Source organism: Shewanella sp. 11B5 (assembly GCF_002836795.1).
Taxonomy (GTDB): Bacteria; Pseudomonadota; Gammaproteobacteria; order Enterobacterales; family Shewanellaceae; genus Shewanella; species Shewanella frigidimarina.
This window is the reverse complement of record NZ_PJAP01000601.1, coordinates 1-3921: the sequence shown is the minus strand read 5'-3', so window position 1 is coordinate 3921 and position 3921 is coordinate 1. Positions and strand designations below refer to the sequence as shown.

General features: G+C 43.7%; 3 protein-coding genes. All 3 read right to left on the bottom strand.

Annotation, left to right across the window (positions count from 1 at the left end; translation table 11 throughout):
• The coding region (locus tag CXF78_RS13970; protein ID WP_102037139.1) for a DUF547 domain-containing protein at nt 1-880 on the bottom strand (880 nt) is incomplete at its 3' end.
• A gap of 147 nt (nt 881-1027) precedes the next feature.
• Nucleotides 1028-3187 carry an FAD-dependent oxidoreductase gene (locus tag CXF78_RS13965; protein ID WP_102037138.1) on the bottom strand — a complete coding sequence of 720 codons (2160 nt, stop codon included), beginning with the start codon at nt 3185-3187 and terminating at the stop codon, nt 1028-1030.
• An 11-nt stretch (nt 3188-3198) separates the two neighbouring features.
• The coding region (locus tag CXF78_RS13960; protein ID WP_180957148.1) for a TonB-dependent receptor domain-containing protein at nt 3199-3921 on the bottom strand (723 nt) is incomplete at its 5' end.

Here is a 3921-nt window from a genome sequence, read left to right as displayed (position 1 = left end):
TAAGTGACCAGTCATAATCTAAAAATTCAATATCGAGTTGTTGTTTCTCTGTTGCTTGGCGCTGTTTTGGGGTTAATGTCAGAACACCTTTATTACTATTGGAATAAAGCAGTAAAAACGCTTCAATCGAATGGGTGTTACGAAACCCTTTAGTAAAGTCATCACCATACCATTTAAAGATAGAAGACAAATACAGGCTGTCTCCCTTGGCATAATTTCTGCTGCTATCGGCAAGAAAACGTTCAGTTTGTTCGGTTAATTGCAGTTCGAGTTTAGCGCCTGTATAGGCTTCTTCACGCAGTGCAGGGCAACCAATGCTGGCACAGTTTACCGCGAAGTGGATTCTGGGGTCGTTGTAACGATCACTACCACGAATTAGTTTGTGCTCAATATCATTGAGGCTGCGAGTTTTACCTAATAATGGAATAAAGCTTTTATCCCATGGAGAACTAAAAAATCCGCCTAGATCTTTGATTGAGTCGAGGTCAGGGTATTTAGTTAAGATAAGCTCAACTGTCCACGCGTTGTAAGCATTGATTAACAATGCTAATTGCGATGCTTTGTCCCAAGCATCAAACTCTGCTTGGGTTATCAGACTTAATTGGTTGAGATAGTCGGTCAATATGGTTCGATCTTGTTGTATCGCGGCGTAATCTACCGCGCTACTGTGACCTTGGTTAATCGGTTTTACATGACGGCTGAGTAAGGAATTCCACTCATCATGTAGTGCCATTTTTGTCTGGCTCTGCACAAGATGATTAGCATCAGAAAGAGCCTCAGACTCTTCAACCGCCGCAATAGCCGTATTAATGCCAAACAAGCTCAGCAATAGACCTAAAGTCAGCACAAACGATTGAGCACATCGCGTTAATTTCTTCATTATCTGAGACCTACTTTAAGTTTCTAAGAACCGTTATCTCGAGTTATTTTCTAATACTCGCTATCCAGAACTACTTCCTAAGCGACATTATTTAGAATCTATAAGCTAAGGCCCATTTTTACGAGCCTTAGCGATTACTCTGTATGGTTAGCCACGACGCCAAGTGTGGTATTTTTCTAACCAGCGCAACACAGTTTCTGGTGCATGGTTACGCTTCCATTCACCCGCAGCGTACTTGTTGCCTTCGGCCCATGTTGGGTAACTGTGTATGGTGCCTAGAATCTTGTTAAGGCCTAAGCCGTGTTTCATAGCTAATACAAACTCAGCAATTAAGTCGCCAGCGTGTTCTGACACCACGGTCACACCTAAGATTTTATCTTTACCTTTAGGGGTAATCACTTTAATAAACCCTTCGGTAGCACTGTCGGTAATGGCACGATCAAGCTCGGCAAAATCAAAGCGAGTCACCTCGTAATCAATACCTTGCTGTTTGGCTTCATATTCATTAATACCTACACGAGCCACTTCTGGATCGATAAACGTAGTCCATGGAATAACTCGGTAATCCACTTTGAACTTTTTCAAGTGTCCAAACAGTCCATTGACTGCCGCGTACCAGCCTTGATGCGCAGCCACGTGAGTAAATTGATAAGGCCCAACAATGTCACCCGCCGCATAGATATTTGGGTATAAGGTTTCTAGGTATTCATTGGTGACGATAGTACGGTTGGTTTCAATACCTAACTCTTCTAAGCCGTAACCGCTTAAGCGGGCACTACGACCGACTGCACATAAAAGCTGGTCGTATTCTAACGCTAACTCTTGCTCTTGCTCTTGATGTTTAACGATAAGGTATTTTTTACCGTCACGCAGTTCGCAGCGCAGCGCTTGGTGTGAGGTTAAAATATTCACGCCACTTTTTTGCAAGGCTTGGGTGGCAAACTCAGACACTTCAAGATCTTCTTTGATCATGATGCGCTCAGCCATTTCAACTTGAGTCACTTTGGATCCTAAACGGGCAAAGCTTTGTGCCAGTTCAGAACCAATTGGGCCGCCGCCTAGTACCACTAATTTTTGTGGTGCTGTATCGAGTTTTGCAAACTCATCCCACAAGGTATCACTGGTAACATAACCGACTTCTTCTATGCCTGGTAACGGTGGCACAAACGGGCGAGCACCTGTGGCAATAACAATACTACGCGCGGTTAAGCGGCTGGTATTACCGTCTGGGTGGCTAATTTCAACTGTCCATGGGTCAACTAATTTTGCATAGCCTTTGACTACGTCGACACCTAAATTAGTGTAACGCTCAACACTGTCGTGTGGAGCTATATCGGCCACCACTTGATGCACCCGCGCCATGACTTTTTTAAATGAGAATTCAGGAGTGCTGTCTTCTAAGCCGTAATGATGGGCGTTTCGTATTTGCTGAGCAATTTTAGCGCTTTTAATAATCGCTTTACTCGGCACACAGCCATAGTTTAAGCAGTCGCCGCCCATTTCGCCGGCTTCAATTAAGGTCACTTTAGCTTTTACTGCGGCAGCAATATAACTGGTTACTAGGCCACCAGCACCTGCGCCAATCACAATCATGTTGCGATCAAATTTAGCTGGCTTGGTCCATTTGCTGTATACACGACGTTTTTTGATCATATTGACTATTGCCTTAGCGATAAGCGGGAATAAACCTAATAGTGCAAACGACAGGATAAGGTTAACCGATAAAATGTTCGATAAGCTGTCAATTTGTGCCAGCTGAGTACCGGCATTAACGTAAACAAAGGTACCCAAAAACATACCGACTTGGCTTACCCAATAGAAAGTCCACGATTTAAAGGCGGTCACACCCATTAGCATGTTGATTAAAAAGAACGGAAATATTGGTACCAAACGTAAGGTAAATAAGTAAAAGCCACCTTCTTTTTCAATTCCGGCATCAATGGCCGCTAAGCGCTCTGGAAAACGTTGTTTAATTGAATCACGCAACAGATAACGCGACACTAAAAATGCCATTGTTGCGCCAATACTCGAGGCAAACGACGCAATAATTAATCCTTCGACGATGCCGAATAAGGCTCCCGAGGCGATGGTAAGAATCGCGGCACCAGGTAAAGACAATGCGGTCACGGCCACATACAATAAAAAGAACCCGCCAATAACTAACAATGGTGACTCTTCACGTAATTGACTAAAGTCATTCATTGAGCCTTTTAGGCCCTCTAAGGTCAGTAATTGATGCAAATCAAAGTGGAAAAATAACCCCACTAATGATGCAGCAATCAGTAATAACACAATTTTTTTAAACATAATTTATAGCCTTAAAATGAATGCTGTAAGGTAAGGGTAGCGTTAACAGGTAGTTCAGGAAAAACCAATGTTGATCCGAAATAACCGCCTTCAAACACCGGACGCCAGTTCTTTTGGTTAGTCACGTTATTCACATCCAGCCTTAAACTTGTTTGCTCGGTAAAATCATAGCGAGTGTTAACATTAAGCGTGTATTGATCGCGAATATACACAGTCGCTAAATAGTCTAATGGGTAACTCTTGGTATATAGACCGGAGAAACCTGCTTTCCATTTCTCAGTAATCGACATTCCGCCATTAATTGTGAACGTTTGTTCAGGAAGGCCTTGTACACGGCGGTCAGACGCTGCAAATGAAGCGAAGTTTGGTGCGCCAATACCTGTGCCAGCAATAATGTCTGGGCGTGAATTATCAAATGTATCGGCAACTTGTACCGTATCTTGGCTACTGGCTGAGTCATCATAACGGGCGTCTAAATAACTGTAGCCCGCGCTTAACCAAAACGGGTCAGCATCATAAAAGGCTTGGGCTTCAAAGCCTTTAGTGCGAATGCCGGTATTGCTGCCATCACGATTTCGTAGACTGCGTTTTTGGTCAAACACTGCCGCATCAACATACCAAGCACTGTCCGTGGGTGAGTACTTAATGCCCACTTCAGTCAGGGTATTTTCGGTGGCAAAGTTTTGGCTACTAATTTGGTTGTTGGCGCCTAATGTGGTGCCGCCAGCCATGCT

Bases quoted from the DNA above. Each gene is read 5' to 3' on its own strand.
- CXF78_RS13965 (WP_102037138.1), bottom strand. From the start codon at position 3,187: ATGTTTAAAAAAATTGTGTTATTACTGATTGCTGCATCATTAGTGGGG.